This is a genomic window from Alishewanella sp. HL-SH05 (assembly GCF_052655985.1).
On record NZ_CP199753.1, the window covers coordinates 3,397,900 to 3,418,178 of the forward strand.

21 protein-coding genes and 1 pseudogene are annotated in these 20,279 nt (G+C 46.0%); 10 read left to right on the top strand and 12 right to left on the bottom strand.

The annotated features are described in order from the left end of the window. The first annotated feature begins 40 nt into the window (after positions 1-40). The 3 genes from ACUJFL_RS15570 to ACUJFL_RS15580 all read left to right on the top strand — a co-directional run bounded on the left by ACUJFL_RS15570 (position 41) and on the right by ACUJFL_RS15580 (position 3,352). Positions 41-508: an Hsp20 family protein gene (locus tag ACUJFL_RS15570; RefSeq protein WP_445425455.1), complete on the top strand. Its 468-nt coding sequence runs from the start codon at positions 41-43 to the stop codon at positions 506-508. 279 nt (positions 509-787) lie between these two features. Continuing rightward, positions 788-2,065 carry a tyrosine-type recombinase/integrase gene (locus ACUJFL_RS15575; protein ID WP_445427942.1) on the top strand — a complete coding sequence of 426 codons (1,278 nt, stop codon included), beginning with the start codon at positions 788-790 and terminating at the stop codon, positions 2,063-2,065. 12 nt (positions 2,066-2,077) lie between these two features. Further along, on the top strand, positions 2,078-3,352 hold the full coding sequence (locus ACUJFL_RS15580) for a tyrosine-type recombinase/integrase (protein WP_134057841.1): 1,275 nt from the start codon (positions 2,078-2,080) through the stop codon (positions 3,350-3,352). 444 nt (positions 3,353-3,796) lie between these two features. Here the strand turns inward: ACUJFL_RS15580 and cadR (ACUJFL_RS15585) are convergent, their stop codons facing one another. Continuing rightward, a complete protein-coding gene (gene cadR / locus ACUJFL_RS15585; protein ID WP_004364961.1) occupies positions 3,797-4,204 on the bottom strand; it encodes a Cd(II)/Pb(II)-responsive transcriptional regulator in 408 nt (135 codons plus the stop codon). A 95-nt stretch (positions 4,205-4,299) separates the two neighbouring features. Here cadR (ACUJFL_RS15585) and ACUJFL_RS15590 point away from each other — a divergent pair, with 95 nt between their 5' ends. Further along, complete coding sequence (locus ACUJFL_RS15590) at positions 4,300-5,196, top strand: cation transporter (RefSeq protein ID WP_445427943.1); 897 nt, start codon at positions 4,300-4,302, stop codon at positions 5,194-5,196. A gap of 3 nt (positions 5,197-5,199) precedes the next feature. Then, positions 5,200-5,715, top strand: coding sequence for a signal peptidase II (gene lspA, locus ACUJFL_RS15595; protein ID WP_445427944.1), 516 nt, complete (start codon positions 5,200-5,202; stop codon positions 5,713-5,715). A 111-nt stretch (positions 5,716-5,826) separates the two neighbouring features. On the opposite strand, the gene ACUJFL_RS15600 is transcribed toward lspA, so the two are convergent. Genes ACUJFL_RS15600 through cadR (ACUJFL_RS15610) form a run of 3 tightly spaced genes read right to left on the bottom strand, consistent with a single transcriptional unit; the run spans position 5,827 to position 7,508 of the window. After that, positions 5,827-6,180, bottom strand: coding sequence for a YnfA family protein (locus ACUJFL_RS15600; RefSeq protein ID WP_011918391.1), 354 nt, complete (start codon positions 6,178-6,180; stop codon positions 5,827-5,829). Next, entirely contained in the window at positions 6,155-7,063 is a 909-nt protein-coding gene (locus ACUJFL_RS15605; protein WP_011918390.1) for a cation diffusion facilitator family transporter, read from the bottom strand. The genes ACUJFL_RS15600 and ACUJFL_RS15605 overlap by 26 nt, the downstream gene beginning before the upstream one ends. Before the next feature lie 31 nt (positions 7,064-7,094). Next, positions 7,095-7,508: a Cd(II)/Pb(II)-responsive transcriptional regulator gene (cadR, locus tag ACUJFL_RS15610; RefSeq protein WP_286957289.1), complete on the bottom strand. Its 414-nt coding sequence runs from the start codon at positions 7,506-7,508 to the stop codon at positions 7,095-7,097. 73 nt (positions 7,509-7,581) lie between these two features. Between cadR (ACUJFL_RS15610) and ACUJFL_RS15615 the strand changes: the two genes are divergently transcribed. The 5 genes from ACUJFL_RS15615 to ACUJFL_RS15635 all read left to right on the top strand — a co-directional run bounded on the left by ACUJFL_RS15615 (position 7,582) and on the right by ACUJFL_RS15635 (position 14,440). Next, positions 7,582-8,487 carry a cation transporter gene (locus ACUJFL_RS15615; protein WP_445427945.1) on the top strand — a complete coding sequence of 302 codons (906 nt, stop codon included), beginning with the start codon at positions 7,582-7,584 and terminating at the stop codon, positions 8,485-8,487. 53 nt (positions 8,488-8,540) lie between these two features. Next, positions 8,541-8,915, top strand: coding sequence for a cobalt transporter (locus tag ACUJFL_RS15620; RefSeq protein ID WP_445427946.1), 375 nt, complete (start codon positions 8,541-8,543; stop codon positions 8,913-8,915). 50 nt (positions 8,916-8,965) lie between these two features. Beyond that, entirely contained in the window at positions 8,966-10,210 is a 1,245-nt protein-coding gene (locus ACUJFL_RS15625; protein ID WP_445427947.1) for a TolC family protein, read from the top strand. Between the two features lie 78 nt (positions 10,211-10,288). Further along, on the top strand, positions 10,289-11,308 hold the full coding sequence (locus tag ACUJFL_RS15630; protein ID WP_092792993.1) for an efflux RND transporter periplasmic adaptor subunit: 1,020 nt from the start codon (positions 10,289-10,291) through the stop codon (positions 11,306-11,308). A 9-nt stretch (positions 11,309-11,317) separates the two neighbouring features. Beyond that, a complete protein-coding gene (locus ACUJFL_RS15635) occupies positions 11,318-14,440 on the top strand; it encodes an efflux RND transporter permease subunit (protein ID WP_445427948.1) in 3,123 nt (1,040 codons plus the stop codon). A gap of 65 nt (positions 14,441-14,505) precedes the next feature. Here the strand turns inward: ACUJFL_RS15635 and ACUJFL_RS15640 are convergent, their stop codons facing one another. The 8 genes and pseudogenes from ACUJFL_RS15640 to ACUJFL_RS15675 form a co-directional block, all read right to left on the bottom strand. After that, the gene (locus tag ACUJFL_RS15640) at positions 14,506-14,916 is read right to left on the bottom strand and encodes a DUF3703 domain-containing protein (protein WP_008985542.1); all 411 of its coding nucleotides are present in this window, start codon (positions 14,914-14,916) and stop codon (positions 14,506-14,508) included. 505 nt (positions 14,917-15,421) lie between these two features. Further along, positions 15,422-15,772, bottom strand: a complete 351-nt coding sequence (locus ACUJFL_RS15645; protein ID WP_004589646.1) for a hypothetical protein — start codon at positions 15,770-15,772, stop codon at positions 15,422-15,424. Between the two features lie 50 nt (positions 15,773-15,822). Next, positions 15,823-16,194 (bottom strand): hypothetical protein, encoded by a 372-nt coding sequence (locus ACUJFL_RS15650; protein ID WP_019677951.1) that lies wholly within the window; start codon positions 16,192-16,194, stop codon positions 15,823-15,825. Positions 16,195-16,204: 10 nt separating this feature from the next. After that, positions 16,205-16,627 carry a hypothetical protein gene (locus ACUJFL_RS15655; RefSeq protein ID WP_445427949.1) on the bottom strand — a complete coding sequence of 141 codons (423 nt, stop codon included), beginning with the start codon at positions 16,625-16,627 and terminating at the stop codon, positions 16,205-16,207. Further along, positions 16,611-17,276, bottom strand: coding sequence for a methyltransferase family protein (locus ACUJFL_RS15660; protein WP_445427950.1), 666 nt, complete (start codon positions 17,274-17,276; stop codon positions 16,611-16,613). The genes ACUJFL_RS15655 and ACUJFL_RS15660 overlap by 17 nt, the downstream gene beginning before the upstream one ends. Next, positions 17,269-17,603 (bottom strand): annotated as a pseudogene (locus ACUJFL_RS15665) (DUF2933 domain-containing protein). The gene ACUJFL_RS15660 and the pseudogene ACUJFL_RS15665 overlap by 8 nt, the downstream one beginning before the upstream one ends. Before the next feature lie 9 nt (positions 17,604-17,612). Then, positions 17,613-17,966, bottom strand: coding sequence for a cupredoxin domain-containing protein (locus tag ACUJFL_RS15670; RefSeq protein WP_134057859.1), 354 nt, complete (start codon positions 17,964-17,966; stop codon positions 17,613-17,615). An 11-nt stretch (positions 17,967-17,977) separates the two neighbouring features. Continuing rightward, positions 17,978-20,221, bottom strand: coding sequence for a heavy metal translocating P-type ATPase (locus ACUJFL_RS15675; protein ID WP_445427951.1), 2,244 nt, complete (start codon positions 20,219-20,221; stop codon positions 17,978-17,980). Positions 20,222-20,279 lie beyond the last annotated feature (58 nt).

The window sequence follows — 20,279 nt, forward strand, 5'->3', positions numbered from 1 at the left end:
AGGGCAAAAAAACTACCTGTTTGCTGAAGAGGAATTGGTTATGACAAACATCGACTTAGCACCATTTTACCGTTCATTTATTGGCTTTGATCACTTAGCGAATTTAATGGATGCCGCAGCGCGCAATGAAAAGCAGCCTGCCTACCCACCTTACAATATTGAAATTACCGGCGAAGATCAGTACCGCATCACGATGGCGGTAGCAGGCTTCGACGAGCAAGAAATGAGTATTGAAACCGAACATAATACGTTACTGGTTAAAGGGCAAAAAGCCGGTAAAGAAGAAGGCCGTCGCTTTGTGCATCAAGGCATCGCCGAGCGTAACTTTGAGCGTAAATTTCAATTATCCGATTACATTAAGGTAACCGGCGCTCACATGGCGCATGGCTTGCTGCATATCGAGCTAGTACGCGAAGTACCCGAAGCGTTAAAGCCGCGTAAAATCAGTATCGGCAACAGCAGTAGCCAAGTTCAAAGCGAGCTATTAAAAGCCCAAAACGTGGCTTGAACTAACTAAAGAACAGAAAAAGCCCTGACTTATCAGGGCTTTTTGCTTTCTGTAAAAAAATTTAAAGCGAAGCGCTTAAAACAAAAAACCGCCGATAAAGGCGGTTTCTTTAAATTTGGTGCCTAGGGTCGGACTCGAACCGACACGGAGTTTCCCCCGGCGGATTTTGAATGAAACACTTGTAGACTCTTGATGCTATTAATTCAATAGCTTAACAGAGAAAATCCTCCACCTTTATGAAAACTTCACAAAAGGTGTTTCGATTTCAGGAGTCTAGTTATGGCAAAAATCCTTGAAAAACACCAGCTTACACCTAACCTTCAAATCCACAAGCAATCTAACTGTTACAACTGGATTGCTCGGTTAAAAATCAAAAACGTCTACCTGTCCCGTTCTACCAAAACCCGTGACTTACCAGAGGCAATCGCAAAAGCTCACCGCCTCCTAATCGAATATGAGATCCGCTTTGAGACGAATAATTTTGTAATCGAATCTAAGCGCTTCTCGTATATTGCCGAAAAAGTCATCCACCAAATGAGAGTAGCAATGGCAACAGGCACCGGAAAAGTCATCTATGATGACTATATTGGTGCACTCAATAAATACCATATCCCTTTCTTTGGTGACACCCACATTACGCGTATCGATGCAGATCAACTTGACGATTTTGACGTGTGGCGTGTCAAAGAGTTAGGCAGGATACCGGCTAAATCCACGATCCAAAACCACAACTCAGCAATGCAAATGGTATTCGATTTTGCGGTCAAACGTAAGTACATGCTGATATCTCAAGTACCGACTCTGGAAAACAAAGGCGCTAGTGGTTCAAGGCGTGCCGCATTCACGGTAGATGAATATGCGCGAGTAAGAGAACAAGTAGTACAGATGGCCAAGGAAGGCAGACGGGAGAAAACCCGCCAACTCCGCGAGTTACTTATAGACTACATGGATTTTGCTATTCTGACTGGCATGCGGCCTGGCTCAGAAATGGATAATCTAACATGGGCTGATTTACACCCTGAACGGGATGACTCGCAGATACGGTTTTATGTCACTGTGAGGAAGGGCAAGACGACAAAATATACCGGCACCCGCGAGATCGTGTGTAAAGCAGCAATAGTCAAAGTGCTGAACCGACTATCAGACCGTTTCCCTGATCGAGTTGGTACTGAGCAGCTGTTCCGTCTCTCTGATGGCTCAACCTCTAAGGAAATGAACAGACATTTCGATAATGCTTTAGAATTGATTGAGTTGAAGAATTCACAATATGGGCAAAGAAGTTTATATTCGCTAAGGCACAGCTACATTACGTGGGAACTGGCAGCACAAAACGTCAGTATTGATGTGTTAGCGCGGCAGTGTGGCACTGGCATTCAAATGATTGAGCAACATTATAGCCACGTCATCCCGAGAATGTTCGGTCGGCAATTGTCCGGGATTGAGCTGGAAACCAAAGAGAGAGTCGTTCGGCAGTTTGAAGACGTAACTTACGATCAGCAGTTACGGCAACGCATGGACGAATGGGCATACAACTATAAGCATCGAGGCTATATCTAGCAGGAGGCAGCGTTGGCGTATCAGGAACGAGTTGCAGTAATGGAGGGGTTATACCTTTATACTCAGACCAATTCAAAGCGCTGGTACGCCCGCTTTAAAGTCGATAAAAAGCACGTTACCTTTTCGACCGGCGAGACCGAGTTAGAAAAAGCGAAAGTTGTAGCAATTGATGCAATGTACAAGCGTCGAGCAGAGATAAAACTTGGTATTGCGGCTGGTGCTCAACCGTTTACCGCACTTGCGAATGAGGTCATTGCTGATCTTGAGGCGTTGATTGATAAAGGCGTTTCAAAGAAGAATAACTCAATCTACAAAGGCATTCTGCTGAACTACCATATCCCATTTTTCAAAGACCAGCGCATAGACCAAATCACGCAGTCTGATATGGACAACTTCCATCGTTGGCGCGAAGTGAAGTTTGGCCGGCAACCATCAAAATCTACTTTACAAAGCCACAATGCTGCACTCAGTAAAATTTACGACAAGGCATTAAGAAAAGGCCAAATCACCAAATACCATATTCCAGCTTTTGAAACTGACGGCAAACGGCAAGAACGTCGTGCCGCTTTCACATGGGAAGAGTATCGCAAAATCTCTGACTTTATTACTGACGAGATGCAACGGACTAAAAACAAGAAAAGCAAAATGCTTCTTGAGCTGATGGAAGACTACATCGACTTTGCGCTGGCAACGGGTATGAGGCCAGGCACAGAGATTGAACACGTACAGTGGCGCGATATCAGCTTTAGATTGGCAGATGGTGTACCAGAAATCACCGTAGCCGTTCGTAAAGGCAAAACTACTTTATATACCGGTACTCGGCAAGTTGTGGTACGAAGCGATTTTGTGGCTAACCTAGAGCAGTTAGTAGAACGCTTTCCAGACCGAAAAGCAGATGACTTGGTATTCGTGCTTGCTGACGGCTCTAGTGCTAAAAGTCTCAGCAAGAAATTCACCTATGTTCTGGAAAAGCTGAACCTAAGGCAAAGCCCATATGGTGAGCGTACCCTGTACTCACTTCGCCATTCTTATATTACTTGGAACCTAAAAAGCAAAGCGGATTACGCAGCACTGGCTAAACAGTGCGGCACGAGTATAGAGATGATTGACAGAACTTACAGCCACCTTTTGCCGACGATGTTCCGGCAGGAATTTAGTGGCGTGATGTATGAGCAAAAAGAGCCTGACTCGTTGAAGCGCCGTGAAATCAGTAAGAAAGCCAAGGAGTCAAATATTAGGAGTTATGCTTGGTTTGCTGAAAATTATGAGAAACGTAAGTTTGTTTAGTGAATTTTCAGGGGGATAAAACCTTTATCAAGGGAGCCAATAATAAATATCTAAATCAACACGCGCTATTCGTTTTCGTTGAGCTACTCGTGTTGCAACAGTTTGAAACTCTCTGCTTATCTCGGGGGTAAGTCTTTTAATAGTGCACCATTTAGGCAAATTCACACCCTCTGGCTCCTTTTTCAATGCATTAGCTACATGGCTATCAAGCGGTATTTCAAGCCATTTTCTAATTCGCGAAAGATCGTAGTATTCGCAAAGGTCCTTGTTATATGTAACATCTCTTAAGAACAAATTTAGTGCTTTCCTTGCAGCTCCCCAGCTTTTTGCATTAGTGGGAAATTGATTATAAATATTGGGTAAGCGGATTAAATGGTTGATCTTACCTTTGCATGAGAGTGAGACAGACCGGCATCTCATCGGATTATCTGGTTGATGCTTCACCTACTGCTGGTGCATGTTTCCTTCGCTAATTCCAGCAAGAACCCCACACGCCTCAACTTCCCGGTCATCGTTGCAACTCGCTCTCAGTGAAACGAGTTGTTTCTCAAGCGCTTGCAGAGCGGTTATCTGCGACCGCACATGAGAGATGTGATCATCGAGCAAGGCGTTGACGGCGGTACAAGGCTGATGAGGGTCGTCCTGATAGCTCTGTAGTTCGTGAATCTCAGCCAGTGACAGGCCCAGGATTCTGCAGCGACGGATGAAGGCCAGCCCCTCACCATGCTTCTCGGTATAGACACGGTAACCGTTGTCCTGCCGATCAGGCGGCGGCAACAAGCCCTGCTGTTCATAGAAGCGGATCGTCTGTGTTTCGACCCCTACCAACTGCGCCAACTGACCAATGCGCATCAGCCTCCTCCCCAACGGATTCTTTACTCTATTGACCTTATAGTAGCTTTATAGTTTAAAATGGTACCACAACATTGTTCAAGTGGAGTCGTATCATGAGCAAATCCTGTGGTGGCGCCTGTGGCGGTGATGCAACGTCCGCAGCGGATACCGATATACAGGCCTCCTCCGAGGCGCCAGGGAGATGGGTCAGTGTTTATGCCGTGCCGAAGATGGACTGTCCATCAGAAGAACGAATGATTCGCCTAGCCCTGAGCGGCTTTGAGGAGATTCGAGCGCTGTCCTTCGACTTGTCGAACCGCCGGCTGAAGGTCGTGCATGACGGCGAGGTCGAGCCCGTCACATCGAAACTGAAGACCTTGGGGCTAGGAGCCGCGCTTCAGGAAAGCGTTGCTGCAAATCCGGAGACCATCAAGGCCGCCGAGTTTTCGGCAGCTTCTGCTAAGCAAGAATCCTGGACCCTGCGCTGGTTGCTCGGTATCAATGCACTTCTGTTCGTGGTGGAAATGACTGCCGGTCTGATGGCTCAGTCAACTGGCCTCATTGCAGAGTCCCTGGACAATTTTGCTGATGCGGCAGTGTACGGACTCGCTCTTTATGCGGTTGGGCATAGCGTGAAAAGGCAGGTCCGTGTTGCGCACGTTGCTGGTGTGGTCCAACTGGTTTTGGCTGTTGGCGTACTCGTAGAGGTCGTGAGGCGCTTTGTATTCGGTAGTGAGCCTGAATCGCTGGTGATGATAGCCATCGCATTCGTCGCATTGATTGCCAATACCGCCTGTCTGCTGATGGTATCCAAACATCGAGGGGGCGGAGCTCATATGAAGGCTAGCTGGATATTTTCGGCCAACGACGTGGTGATCAACCTGGGGGTCATCACCGCCGGCGCCCTGGTCGCGTGGACCGGGTCCAATTATCCGGATCTGATTATCGGCACCATCGCGGGGGGCATTGTACTTAACGGTGCCAGACGCATTTTGGCGTTGAAGGGTTAAATAATGCTCATTATTGGCAAAAAGCTCTCGCCGTATGCCCTATTGTCCATATCGGGCCTGCTGGCAGCGTCTGATCAGGCTGTAAAATGGCTGGTGCAACAATCAATGGCCTATGGCGAGTCTATTTCAGTGACCTCATTCTTTAACTGGGTACACGTATGGAATACCGGTGCCGCATTCAGTCTTTTTGCGAATGGTGGAGGCTGGCAGCGCTACTTTTTTATCGGAATCGCGGTAGTGGTCTCGATTTTTCTGATCAAGCTGATCCTTGAAAATCGTCATAAAGGAGAAGCCATCGCTTACAGTCTTATCCTCGGTGGCGCCATGGGCAACCTGATTGACCGGGTCTTTCGCGGCTATGTTGTGGATTCCTTTGATTTCTATTGGCGAGACTGGCATTGGCCGGCCTTCAACCTGGCTGATATTGCAATTGTCCTCGGTGCCTTACTTTTCGTTTCCAGCAGCTTGTTGGGTAAAAAAGCAAACACCAATGCCGAGCCGGATGGATCTGAGGGTTAGCCGGGATTCGGGAAATTTCTCATATAATGATGACTAAGAATATGTTTTTTATGAAATTCATTATTTCGCCATTTACTCACTTTCAAACCGATGCTCCGAGTACAGTCTGCTTCATCTGGGAGCAAACATGATCACTGCCATGCCTGCGAGCATTAGCCCCACGCCAGCCAGATCCCAGCGGTGTGGTTGAATGCCATCTACTCCCCACAACCAGACTATTGCTATTGTTACGTATACTCCGCCATAAGCCGCGTAAACACGTCCAGCAGCCGTTGGGTGAAGCGTTAACAACCAGGCAAATAATGCCAGACTGATTGCAGTAGGTAACAGCACCCAGGCTGAAGCTCCTTTTTTCAGCCACAAGTAAGGCAAATAGCAACCGACAATTTCTGCTATTGCAGTAATGATAAATAAACCTAACGTTGTAATGACGGTCACTTCACTGCACCATATCCGGGAATTCATCCCGACAATCTTCTTGTGTTAACTCCAGTTCTATCGTGGTATGTGCTAAATCAAACTGCTCCAATGCGTTAGCAATACGCAGCTTAATATCGGCATAATGGTTTGCAGTAAATGCCTTGCTGGCATTGGTTACCACATGTGCGGTGAGTACATGATGTTCACCATCAAGCGACCAGAGATGCAGGTGATGAATGCTGTCTAACTCATCAATTTTCAGCAAAGTATCTTGGATTTCATTTTGCAATTTGCTATCTGGCGCGGCTTGCAGAAATAAACGCGCAGTTGTGCTGAGGTTTCGTAAAACATTAACCAAAATAAATAAGGTGAAACCAATAGAAAGCAAAGGGTCAAGGATAGGCCAATCCACAAATTGCAGCACAATAGCCACAACCAAAACTGCAACCCACCCAAGAACGTCTTCAAGCAAATGCCAATTCAGCACTTTTTCATTCAGTGTATTTCCTTTGCTCAAGCGGTAAGCGGCAAAGCCATTGACTGCAACACCCAGCACAGCTAAAGCCAGCATTCCCTCTGTCACCGGCATTACCGGGTTAGCCAGCCGCGGTATTGCCTCAGTCAGTACCCAAACCGATCCGGCAATCAATACCAAGCCGTTAATTAAGGCGCCAAACAATGACAATCTGCGGTAGCCGTAAGTAAATTGTCGGTTTGCAGACTTTCGGCCAAGCCGGTTCAACAGCCATGCACTGCCAATAGATAAGCTATCACCCAGGTCATGCACTGCATCTGCCATAATTGCTGTGCTGTTGGTTAACCAACCGCCGATAAACTCAATTAGGGTAAAACCCACATTAAGAAAAAAAGCCATAGCGATCCGGTTGTCGCTGTCGTCTTTGATATGTGAATGGTTGTGCTGGTGCATTAAGACTCTCCTATTTATTGCTGATAACAACTTAGTTGGTTTGACTAACGGCTTCATTCAGTTGTTTTAAAATACCACAGTGCTCTACCGTGCGCTTCAAGTTGCAGCTAAGACGTAAAGCCTTTAGTTGTTTATTAAGCTGCGTTAAATCCGCTATGCGACGTTCTACCTGTTCGATATGCTGTTCAATCATCTGATTGACATCATCACACTGCGACATTGGCGAGTCATTCAAACTCAGTAACTGACGAATTTCTGCCAAACTCAGATCTAAACTCCGGCAGTGTTTAATAAATAGCAGTCGCTCGATGTCGGCCTGATCATAGAGACGAAAATTGCCATCACTACGTATTTTCGCCGAAAGAAGCTGCTCCTTGTCATAGTGACGGATAGTTTGAACAGAACAGCCGGAGATTTTTGCCAGCTCACCAATTTTTATTATCATGCTGCGGCCTATTGACTCTATAGTTACTATAGACTTTAAACTATGTTCCATAACAACCCAAGGTTTATCGGTTATGAATCCAAAATGCTGTTCCAATGATAAGTGTAGCGAAACGGGCAACAGTGAAAATAGCGCCGTTGATGCACCTGATAAGCATGCAAAATATGCCTACCTTAGTGAATTTAGGGTGCCTAAAATGGACTGCCCTGCCGAAGAGCGTTTGATCCGTATGGCGCTGGAAACAGTTGAGCCTGGTGTTCTGTTACAGTTTGATATCCCACAACGGCAGGTTCGCGTTTTTCACACAGTTAATGCCAATGAAATTACACCAAAAATGCACAGCTTAGGGCTGGGCGCATCGCTGACAAAGACCGGGCCGGTGAAACCCGAAGAGGTAACGCAGGCCAGACAATCCACAGCATCAGGTTCGCAGCGTGAGGGGTTAATTTTAAAGTGGTTGCTGGGCATTAACGCGGTGATGTTTGCAGTAGAGTTTGTGACCGGTTGGCTGGCCCAATCAACCGGGTTAATAGCTGACTCTCTGGATATGTTTGCCGATGCAGCGGTATACGGGGTTGCGCTATACGCAGTCGGGCGTAGTAGCAAGGTTCAATTAAACGCCGCACAGCTTGCCGGCTGGCTGCAATTGGCTTTAGCCTTAGGGGTGATCAGTGAGGTGATACGGCGCTACCTGTTTGGTAGCGAGCCTGTGTCGACGTTGATGTTAATTATGGGCGCTATTGCTTTGGTTGCTAATGTGATCTGTCTTTCGTTAATTCATCAACAAAAAGAAAGCGGCGCGCATATGAAAGCCAGTTGGATTTTTTCTGCAAATGACGTTATCGCAAATGCAGGGGTGATTTTGGCCGGATTATTAGTCACCTGGACCGGGTCACGCTATCCGGATCTGGTAATAGGGTTCATCATTGGATTAGTTGTACTCAATGGTGCGCGCAGGATTTTACAGCTAAAAGCGTAGCTTGTTATTAAGTCGCAATAGCGCTACCATAGCGCTAACTTACTGAGGGATTTATGTTAGGTCGTACATCAGGCTTATTATTACTGTTGCTGACTATGCTGACTATGCTGAATCATGCCGTGATGGCCTGTGATGCGTTAGTTATGCATTTGCCCGATCATGCCCATACCTACACTGACCTGCAACATGAACACTGCCACTCAGATACCCTTTTCGACGTAAGCAGTGAGCAAGTCACTGCACATAACGTTGAACATAACTCTGAGCATGATGCCGACGAACACAGTAATCATGCTCATGTGACCTGCTATATCGCTTTTTTTCAGGGCATGGAACTGCTTAACTTCCGTGACAGTGTTATAGCCGCTACCCAACCAGGGTTAAACCTCATTAGCTATCGCCCACCGGTGCCGCCGCCAAATATCTGATCCTGCTTGTTTATCCTTTTTATTAACGATTAACTTTCAGGAGCATACCCATGCGTATGACACTAATGCTGCCAGCAATACTGGCGGCGGTATTTTGCGCGCTTCCGCTACGTGCAGAGCCGCAAGCACTGACATTACAACAGGCAATAGATAAAACGCTGCAACACAACCCGCAGCTGCATCAGTTTAAATTTACGCAACAGCGTCTGTTTGCAGAGCGTGATTTGCAAAGCCTTAAACCCGGTTATCAACTCGGTGTAGAGCTTGAGAATGTTGCGGGCACCGGAGAGGCCAGAGGGCTGGCCGGTGCTGAGCTGACAGTCGCCTTATCTTCCGTGATAGAGCTGGATAACAAAGCTCAGTGGCGCGCTGCGGTAGTAGACGCCAGGCTCAATACTCTTGATTGGCAGCAACAAGCGCAAACCCTCGATGTGCTGGCCGAACTTACCCGCAATTATATTAATCTATTGGCCAGCCAGCAGGAATTGACACTGACAGAAGAGGCCGTAGCGCTCTCAGAAGCCCTGCTGCAAAGCGCAGAAAAACGTGCCGCCAGCGGTGCCTTGTCAGATGCTGAAATCATGCGGGCAAAGGCGCAACTGGCTCAGGTTCAGATCGGGCGGGACGCCCTGTTGCAGCGCATTGAGCGGCAAAAAATAGCCATAGCACGTTTTTGGGGTGATACCAGCGCCAACTTTAACGTTGTGGCAGGTAATTTGTTTGCTTTTGGTCAAAGCCGCCCTTTTGCCGAGCTGTATCAGCGGCTGCAACAATCGCCGGCGTTAACCATTTTTGCCTCTGAACGTCGGTTAAAAGACGCTGAAGTGCGACTGGCGCAAAGCCAAAACCGCGCAGATCTGAGTTGGCAAGTAGGGGTAAGACGCTATCAGGCCAGTGATGATACAGGCCTTACCTTTGGTATCTCAGTGCCATTATTTGCTGAACGTCGCAATAGTGCAGCCATCGAAGCTGCGCTGGCAGAGCGAAACAATGTCGAGTATCGGCAGCAGGATAGCTTACTGATCCTGCATGAACGCTTGTTTGATGCCTACTCGCAACGGCAGCAATTCATTACCAGTCACCAACAGTTGGCGCAGTACGTGATCCCCAACCTGGAACAAGCGCTGGATCTTACGCGTGATGCATACCAGCGCGGGCGCTCAAATTATCAGGATTGGCTTAATGCCCAGCAAGAATTGTTGCAGGCAAAAAGACAAATACTGGAAACCGCCACTGCGGTGCTATTGAGCCAGGCGACGATTGAACAGCTTACCGCCGAGCCGGTAACGCAGTAACTGACAAGATTATTGCCCCGCTGCCGCACTTCATTAACTGTGCGACGTGGCAAACAGAACATACAGGAAGATAGCATTATGAAACCACATGTAACACTGGCAATGTTTATTGCAGCCTGGCTGATGCCGATGCAAGTAATGGCTGCCAATGAGCAAGAACAAGCTCACGTCCATGCCAAAGAACAAGCGGTAAAGCCGCAATCTGACACTAAGAAAAATGAAGAGCACGAAGAACATGAAGAACACAATGAGCATGAAGGGCACGACGAAAACGACGAGCATGAACACAACGAAACCCTAAGCAGCCGCATTAGTGATGATATGGCTACGGCGGTTAATATTGTCACAGACCGTGCTGACAGCCAGCGATTACGCCAACATCAGGTTGTTTATGGCAAGCTTAGCGCTGATCCAAACCGCATCAGCCATGTTAATGCCCGTTTTCCCGGTATTCTTACCTCGGTGAAATTCTCGCTGGGTGACAGCGTAAAAGCAGGCGATGTACTGGCCGTTGTCGAGTCAAATGAGAGCTTAAATACCTATACCATTAAAGCGCCAATTGACGGCGTTATTATTCAGCGCAGCGCCAATGTTGGTGAAGTCGCACAGCAGCAGACGCTGTTTAGCATTGCTGATTTTGGCGGCCTGTGGGCAGATTTTCGCCTGTACCCGTCACAACAAGATGCTGTCGCGACAGGACAAAAAGTGGTCATTATGGCCGCTGACACTGAGATTAACGGCGTAATTGCGCATATCATCCCATCATTAACCCAGCCCTATCAACTGGCCAGAGTTAAGCTGGATAACCGTGACGGTAAACTGTCGTCCGGGCAATTGATCGAAGGTGCTGTGATAAGCGGTGAATTCAACGTTGAGCTTGCCGTTAAAAAATCGGCCATTCAAATACTGGACAATAAAAGCGGTGTCTTCGTGAAAAATAATAGCGAATATGTCTTTTCCCCATTGCAGCTTGGCCGTAGCGACATGGATTATGTCGAAGTGATTGCCGGTTTAAAGCCCGGCCAGTTGTATGTCACTACAAACAGCTATCTGTTAAAAGCGGATATTGAAAAATCTGAAGCCGAGCATGATCATTAAGGGGGCACTATGATTGAATCCATGTTGCGCCTGGCTATTGCGAGGCGGTATCTATTTTTAATGCTGACATTGTTGATTATTGCCATTGGTAGCTGGAGCTACCAACAGTTACCGATTGATGCAGTGCCGGATATTACTAACGTTCAGGTACAAATAAACACGGCGGCACCGGGTTATTCGCCACTTGAAGCAGAGCAGCGTATTACCTATCCGGTAGAAACTGCCCTGTATGGCTTACCCAATTTAAGTTATACCCGCTCATTGTCACGCTATGGCTTGTCACAGGTAACGGTGGTGTTTGAAGAAGGCACGGACATCTACTTTGCCCGCAATTTAATCAACACCCGGTTAAGCGCTATCAAGGATATGTTGCCTGAGGGCATAGAGCCTGAAATGGGCCCTATTTCAACCGGTCTTGGTGAAATCTTTATGTATACGGTGCAGGCCAAGCCGGGCGCGCTGCAACAAAATGGTTCACCTTACGATGCCATGGCACTGCGGGAAATCCAGGACTGGATAATAAAACCTCAGCTGGCACAGGTTAAAGGTGTGGTGGAGGTAAACAGTATTGGTGGCTACAACAAGCAATACCATGTGTTACCCGACCCACTGAAACTGCTTAATTATGGCCTGAGTATTAAGGATGTTGAACTGGCCCTGCAAGCCAACAATGACAACAGAGGCGCTGGTTATATTGAACGTGAAGGCATGCAACTGCTGGTACGCTCGCCCGGTCAGTTAACCTCTCTGGATGACATTGCTAATGTCATTATTACGCAATACGACACAATACCGGTAAAGCTGAGTGACGTTGCCGACGTTGCCATTGGCAAAGAGCTGCGAACCGGTGCGGCAACTCAGGATGGCAAAGAAGCGGTGCTGGGTACAGCCATGATGTTAATTGGTGAAAACTCACGCACAGTGGCACGGGATGTGGCGCAAAAGCTGGAGCAGATCAAAAGCTCTCTGCCAGAGGGTGTTATTGCTGAAGCAGTATATGACCGCACCACCTTAGTGGATAAAGCCATTGCAACCGTCAGTAAAAACCTGCTGGAAGGCGCATTATTGGTGATCGTAGTGTTGTTTATCCTGCTGGGTAACCTGCGGGCAGCGTTAATCACTGCGGCGGTGATCCCGCTATCAATGCTGATGACCATTACCGGCATGGTACAAGCCGGCGTTTCTGCCAACCTGATGAGCCTGGGTGCGCTGGATTTTGGCTTAATTGTTGATGGCACGGTGATTATTGTCGAGAATGCGGTTCGCCGCCTGGCGCAGGCACAGCACAACGGCCGTATCCAACCGCTAAAAGAGCGCTTAAATACGGTGTATCTGGCAACTGCAGAGGTTATCCGGCCCAGTTTGTTCGGTGTGGCCATTATTACTATCGTGTATATTCCTATTTTTTCGCTGACCGGTGTCGAAGGTAAAATGTTTCATCCTATGGCAGCGACTGTGGTGATGGCCCTGTTATCCGCTATGGTGTTGTCGCTGACCATTGTGCCTGCCGCTGTGGCGGTGTTCTTAAATGGTAAAATCAGTGAAAAAGAAAGTGCGGTCATAAGAGGCGCTAAAACCCTGTACGCACCGCTATTAGCGCTGGCACTCAAATTTCGCTGGCTGGTGATTGGTTTGGCCAGTGCTCTGGTTGGTGTGTGTCTGTGGTTGGCGACCACGTTGGGGGCAGAGTTTGTGCCTCAGCTTGATGAGGGCGATATCGCTTTACATGCCATGCGTATTCCGGGCACCGGCTTAGAACAAGCCGTTGCAATGCAGGAAATTCTGGAGCAGAAGATCAAAACCTTTGCTGAGGTTGATAAAGTGTTTGCCAGAATTGGTACAGCAGAAGTGGCGACCGATCCTATGCCACCCAATGTAGCTGACAACTTTGTGATATTAAAACCGCGCAGTGAATGGCCCAATCCGGATAAAACCAAAGCCCAATTGGTCACTGAAATGGAAGCTGCTTTGGCGACATTGCCTGGCAATAACTATGAATTTACCCAACCTATTCAGATGCGTTTTAATGAACTGATTTCCGGTGTACGGGCAGATCTGGGTATTAAGGTATTTGGTGATGATTTAGATCAGCTGGTTACAAGCGCTAATCAAATTCTGCAAGCGGTCAACAAGGTGCAAGGTGCTGCGGATACTAAAGTGGAACAAGTCACTGGTTTGCCAACCTTGTCGGTGATCCCCAACCGAACCGCGCTTGCCCGTTATGGCTTGAATGTGGTTGAACTACAGGACTGGGTATCGGCGGCAATTGGTGGTACGTCGGCCGGTATTCTGTATGAAGGTGACAGACGCTTTGAGCTGATTGTGCGCTTGCCGGAAACCCTGCGTCGCGATCTGGACAAACTGGCGGTGTTGCCGGTGCCATTACCAAATGGGGACTTTGTACCGTTACAGGAAGTGGCTACCTTAGATGTGTCGCCTGCGCCGGCGCAAATTAGTCGTGAAAATGGCAAACGCCGGGTAGTGGTAACCGCGAATGTGCGCGGGCGAGACCTTGGTAGTTTTGTAGAAGAGGTAAAGGCCCAAATCAACCGTGACGTTACATTACCAGCCGGTTACTGGCTGGACTATGGTGGTACTTTTGAGCAGCTGGAGTCCGCCAGTCAGCGCCTTAGCATCGTGGTGCCTGTTACGTTGCTGCTGATTTTAGGTATTCTGGTGATGGCTTTTGCGTCATTTAAAGATGCGTTGATTATCTTCAGCGGTGTGCCGTTGGCGCTCACCGGTGGTGTGTTGGCCTTGTATTTGAGGGGTATGCCTTTATCAATCTCTGCTGGCATTGGCTTTATCGCCTTATCAGGCGTAGCGGTGTTGAACGGTCTGGTGATGCTGAGCTTTATTCGCGATCTCTGGCGTGAGAAAGGTGACTTGCTGTTAGCGATAACGGAAGGCGCGCTTACCCGGTTGCGCCCTGTGCTAATGACCGCTTTGGTCGCGAGCCTCGGTTTTGTGCCGATGGCGATTAATATTGGCACCGGTGCTGAAGTGCAGCGCCCGCTGGCGACAGTGGTGATTGGCGGTATTATTTCGTCAACCTTGCTGACATTGTTGGTATTGCCCGTGTTATATCATTGGGTGCACAAAAACGATACCCGCAAACAGCAAACGGAATAATCATTAACCTGCTTCGCTGCAGCATTGGGCTGCAGCGAAGAACGTTTTGGCAATAGTATGGGTGTTTATGCTAATACGATTAAAACGATAACCGCGTAAATAGTCAGGCGTATTAAGACGTCCCGCCAAATGGGGCTGTCAGCTAGCAAGGGTTGCAAGTCAGCTGGCAAGGGCACTGGCTTTAAAGCAGAGATATTCGCGCCTCCAGGATTTCCCCTTGGAACCCAACCAAATATAAAACCCGGAACCGTTGCTATCAAACGGACGATCTGACCAATAACCTCGCGATTATCATTGCGTTTAAGCCCAATTCGTAACATCTGCCAGTGCGTCGCTATGTGCGGTATAAAATATCTCTGCCCTAAAATATGCGCTCTTTCAAGAGACTTAAACGCATTGTCTAAATCATTGACTTGTTCAGCCTCCATGGCTGAGCGCATACTGATTTGGTACTCATGTTTAATTTTTTTATTCATTTACTATCACTAAGATAATGAGTCTGCGAAAGAAAAGAGCAATCCTCGATCGCTAAATAAGAGACGCGAAGCATATCACTGATTATTAAATTAAAGCTTAACTTAAGTGTACTCTTTAGAGACTACATACATTAGATAATGATAAGACATAGATTCTATTCTGCACTTTAATGTGCATTAAAGTGCAGATTTTTAGCTGGATCTGCGACAAAGTGCATACCTTGTCACTAACATAGTTAATTTCGATACTACTGTCACTACTTTAGCTAAACTTTACACTTCTGCAACACAGATAAGCTCTGAGCGCTGCTGAACAGCAGATAGTGACTAAAGTAAGTTCAAGCACATAGCAGTGTATTTTCAGGAGGGAATTTCAGGGTATCTCAGGAGAACAGGTGCCCAGCTCAGCTGAGCAAACAATCTCAAAGGTTGTACAAAATAACACTAAAGTTTTTTCATTAAGTTTTATTGTTATGCTCTTGTGGTGGCTTTCGCCACCACTTTATTAGTTTTCAAGTTCCACCATATCTTTCGCTGCAATGTCACCAGACACTAGCTTTACAGTTGCGAAATGATCATTCACAATTTTAGTAATTTGTACCGTTCCTACCTTTTCGATAGTGTAGGGATCTTCACCTTCACTCAATACTATTCTTTCATGGAATCTAATAACACTGTATTTTTGCCCAACCTCTGCGCCATGCTTAGCACCAATACAGATTAGAGTTCGATTATCAGAACTTTCTACTACCTGACCTCTCATCATGTATTTATGATAAAAAGTGGTATTGGAACAACCCACTAAATATAAACCGAATGTAAGCAATAAAAGAGCTTTTATATAGGGTGTTTTCATCACTGTTACCTCATTTGACTAACTAATTATGTATACACTTTTTTATGAATTCATTTGTTTTTCCGGCCAGCCCCCGAAGGTGCTTGATGACAACTCCAAGGCTTATGAACAGAGTTATCTTTGATGTTCTGATCAACAAATTTATAGTAACTTTCTTTAGTATGTGTCCACCAATCATCATGAACATCTGCGCCATACTTACGGATTACCTCCTCAATCCCATCAAGGCTTACGTTTGCGGCATCATAGGCAAGGTGTATTTCACCTTCTTTGATGTTGTAACTAACTTCATCTATACCAAAAAGCTGATCTATTTCTTTTACTAACTCGTCACAGCTTTCTTCTGTGACATTGCTAAGCTTTAGATTTCGAACAACTAAATTTTGCTCTCTAACGCCAACTCTATGATCTAAATCGCTCATAATTTTTCTCCTAATGTTTGTGTGAATGCTGTTGATTGCTATCTTTCATTTCTTCCATTTTGCGGTTCATCTGCGGCATCATGTTCCCCATCATTTCTAAATGATGTTCAGCCATCTTGATTTGTTGATGCATTGGCATTTCTTCCATGTTTTTGTGCATGGATTGCATCATCTTCATCATTGAACGGTGATGTTCAACCATCATCTGCTGTTGCTTTTCAGGATCTTTTTCAGTTTTAATGGCATGGACTTCCTTTTTCATTTCCATCATCTTTTTGTGTATTTCTCCCATGTTCTCATGTGGTATTGCCATGCCTTGATGCATATCAGCTTTGTTCGCACCTTCATGTTTATGCTCATTGTTTTGGGCAAATGAGCTAGTGGTTATCAGTAGTGAACTAATAAATAAAATTGATTTAGTTAACGTTTTCATGATTTTTACCTTCTACACTTTTATTAAAATTTGGGATCCAACTTGGTGTCGATTCCATATACCTGTGGTACTCCGAACCAAACTCAGCAATCGCTTGTGCTTCTTCGCGTTTCGCTAGCTTGACGTAAACAACGACTAAGATCGGAAACATCGCAAGTGTTGGGATTGTCGGCCACTGCAATAAAAAGCCGAACATGATTAGAATGAAAGCTACATACTGTGGGTGGCGACACCTTGCATACCATCCAGTTGTAGCCAATTGATGATGTTTTTGCGCGTGATGCAATACATTCCATGCTGAAGACAACATAAAGAAACCTGCAACAATAAACACCATACTCACTATATGAAATTGGTCCCAATGGGCATCACCTTGAAATCCAAAGAAAGTATGTAATAAATGCCCATTCTCATGCGCAAAGAAATTTACTTCTGGATAGGTCTCCGTCAGCCACCCCGACAGAAAATAGATAGTTAAAGGAAAGCCATACATTTCAGTAAATAGGGCAACAATAAAGGCAGAGAACGCGCTTAGACTTCTCCAATCAGTTGATGTTTTTGGTTTGACAAAACTAAAGGCAAAAAAGATAAAAATTGCTGAGTTCAGTATCACCATTGACCATAAGCCATAATCATATGTTTCATTCATCACTGCTCTCCTTTTTATGTGATTCCTTACGTGCCTTTTCTAACCCTTGTATGTAGCCATCGTGATAGGCTGCATTTTTATCCGTGAGTTCTTGAAAGCTCTCTTCCTTTTTTAATCAGGCGCATGTGAATGATCGTGACCATGTTTACCATGACTGCCATGCATAAATACGTGCATCAAGGGGCATAGCAATAAAATCAAGTAGGGAAGAAATTGCAGCATATGTTGACCATGCTCAAGCACTAAGAAGTAGGTCACTGCGGCAATAAGTGCCAGTGCAGCCCAGCCTGTAGGTGTTGACCAAAAATTAGGGTGTTGATTTTTCATATTGCCCTCCTAAACGACTTTTAAGACACCGCGATACATTTGCATCTGACAGTGAAACTCATGCTCTCCCGGTGATAAGTTCAATAGGGTAATTTGAGTAATTTCATTTAATTTAAGCTGTTCGCTTATATCCAATGAAGGAATAAGCATTGTTTCAGCGCAGGGTGATTGATCTTTGCGCATAAACTTCAGAGTGACAGGTTGACTAGCAGACACTTGGATTGAGGATGGTGAATACACGCCATCCCTCACTTCAATGAGTACTTCATTACCTTGAACAATTGTTTTATTGGGTTTGTATAGCCAAAACCACCAAACAATCAGTGCGATTAACACTAAGCCTAATAAGTTAATTAACATCATCGTGTTTCTCCTTAATGCTCTTTTGCTTTAAACAAGCGAAGTCGATTTGCATTTGACACTACAGTCAATGACGAAAACGCCATTGCAGCACCTGCAATTACAGGGCTAAGCAGAATGCCAAAGAAGGGATATAGAACCCCCGCAGCAAAAGGAATCCCGGCTACGTTATAGACAAACGCGCCAAACAAGTTTTGTTTTATATTTCGTAAAGTAGCTTTGCTTACCGCTATGGCATCAGCTAGGCCATGAAGTGAACCACGCATTAGGGTAATGTCAGCACTTTCGATAGCTACATCAGTCCCTGTGCCTATGGCGAAGCCAACATCGGCTAACGCTAGCGCAGGAGCATCGTTGATGCCATCTCCTGTCATACCAACAATTTCGCCGCCTTCTTGTAGCTCTTTCACCTTGTTGGCTTTATCTTCTGGCAGCACTTCAGCAAGAAACTCACTAATACCCGCTTTTTTGGCAACAGCAGCAGCGGTTTCCTTGTTATCACCCGTTAACATGATGACGCGTATACCATTAGCCTGAAGTCGTTTGATAGCAGAGATTGAGTCTGACTTGATAGGATCTGCAACAGCAATGATTGCTGCAAGTTCACCATCTACAGCAAAGTACATAGGTGTTTTGGCTTCTTTGGCTAAAGACTGCGCTTGTTCAACAAAGCCTGTGAGGTCTATGCCTTTTAACTTCATTAGTTTATCGTTTCCGAAAAGCAGGGCTTTATTGTTGCAGTTTGCTTCTACACCAAAACCCGTAATGGCGTTAAACGCTTCAATTTTTAGTAACTCAATATCCTTATCTAACGCACTTTCAACAATCGCTTGCGCTAAAGGGTGCTCTGAGCCGCTCTCTAAACTTGCAGCAAGCTGTAGTACGTCTTTTTCGTCCGTAGCTTTTGCTAAAACAATATCGGTTACCTTAGGTGCCCCTTCAGTAATAGTGCCCGTTTTATCTAAAATCATGGCAGTGATTTTAGAGGCGGTTTGCAGTGCCTCACCGTTGCGAATAAGCACTCCGGCTTCTGCTGCTTTTCCTACTCCCACCATGACAGACATGGGTGTTGCCAAGCCCAAAGCACATGGGCAGGCAATAATGAGTACAGTAGTTGCTGATACGATGGCAAAAGCAATTGCTGGCTCAGGTCCAAAGTTAAGCCATGCTAGCGCACTTAACACAGAGATGATCATGACAACAGGAACGAAAAAAGCTGAAATAACATCAGCCAAGCGGCCAATCGGCGGTTTAGAATTTTGTGCTCGTTTCACCATATTGATGATTTGCGCAAGCGCCGTGTCTTTTCCAACACGTGTGGCTTTAAACATAATCATGCCTGATTTGTTCAAAGTACCAGCGACAACCTCATCTTCTTCGGCTTTTTCAACAGGCATAGGTTCGCCTGTCAGCATGGACTCATCAATAGAGGTGTGTCCTTCCAATACCACGCCATCGACGGGAATTTTTTCACCCGGTTTTACCTTCACAATATCGTTAAATAAAACCTGCTCAATACCTATCTGAACTTCTTTGTTGTCACGAACCACGGTTGCTGTTTTGGCTTGCAAGCCGATAAGACGTTTAATGGCCTCAGAGGTTTTACCTCTGGCTTTGATTTCTAATGCTAAACCTAAATCAATTAAGCCAATGATCATGGCGGTAGCTTCAAAATAAACATGCCGTGCCATCAATGGAACAGCGTCAGGTGCAAACACGACAACCATCGAATACACCCAAGCTGTACCTGTTCCTAAAGCTATTAGAGTGTCCATATTAGCGGAGTGGTTTTTAAAGCTTTTCCAAGCGCCAACATAAAAATGCTTACCTGAAAAATACATAACACCAAAAGTTAAAATGCCTACAACCAGCCAAGACATGCGCTCAAGGTTTGTTTCAACCGTCATTTCTCCAACCACAATGCTGTAGATCATCAAAGGAACGCCGAGTGAAAGGGCAATAAACGTATCGCGCATTAGCTTTTTGTAATATGCAAAATCCGCCGCCTCTTTCTCATCAAGCGCATCTGTTGCTGAGCTATCATCAATTGGCTTCGCGTTATACCCCGCTGACTCAACAGCTTTGATCAATTCTTTTGTTTTAGCTGTCCCATAAACTGTTACTGTCCTATCAGCAAAATTCATTTCCGCACTGACGACTCCAAGAGTTGCCTTCAACGCCCCTTCAATTTTGCCTACACAGCTAGCACACCCAGCACCTTCAATGATAAGCTGTTGGTTATGTGATACTTTCTCCAACGTATTCTCCTTACTTTTACACGAAGAGGATTGAGCTTTTGCCTGACAGCAACAGCCT